This is a genomic window from Pseudomonas sp. KSR10 (genome assembly GCF_022355455.1).
In the GTDB taxonomy this organism is placed as follows: Bacteria; Pseudomonadota; Gammaproteobacteria; order Pseudomonadales; family Pseudomonadaceae; genus Stutzerimonas; species Stutzerimonas stutzeri_E.
The window spans coordinates 91680-92187 of record NZ_JAKOEN010000025.1 but is presented as its reverse complement, the minus strand read 5'-3'; the positions used below and the strand labels follow the sequence as shown (position 1 = coordinate 92187).

The 508-nt window shown below is 55.5% G+C and carries 1 pseudogene; it reads left to right on the top strand.

The features are described 5' to 3' along the window. Positions 1 to 367 (top strand): annotated as a pseudogene (locus tag MCB86_RS22435) (hypothetical protein); the annotation flags it as partial. Positions 368 to 508: the final 141 nt, after the last annotated feature.

Here is a 508-nt window from a genome sequence, read left to right as displayed (position 1 = left end):
GCTGGTCGATACACTGCCGCAAGGCGCGCCTGCTTTTGATAGCGATGGTCACCTAAGCAAGACGGCGGAATGCACGTGGCTGTTTCAGGTCAGCAAGCTCTACCTTGAGCTATCGAAACTGCTGAGTTGCAAAGGAGCGGGCGCTCATCTGGTGCGTGAGGAGTTGCCAGGCAAGACGGTTCGGCTGGACGTGCGAGCTAACCCGAAGGAAGAACCTTCTTATGATCGGCGATGGATAAATACAGACTCAGGCTGGCGTCCATGTGTGGATACGGATGCATCCGAGCGCTGCCAGACTCCTCCTGTATTTCAGACTTTCAAAATGAATGGACAGGAATGCACCGTCTATCCCAACTGCAAGGAGTGACCAGGGATGCGAACCGAACCTATTGGGATACTGGGCCTATCTGTTGTTGCGGCAGCACTGAGCGCCTGCGGCTCACTGGCCTCGCTCAACGGAGACAGCTTTACCTTTGAAGGCCAGCTACCCGCTGACTTCTCCATGCGT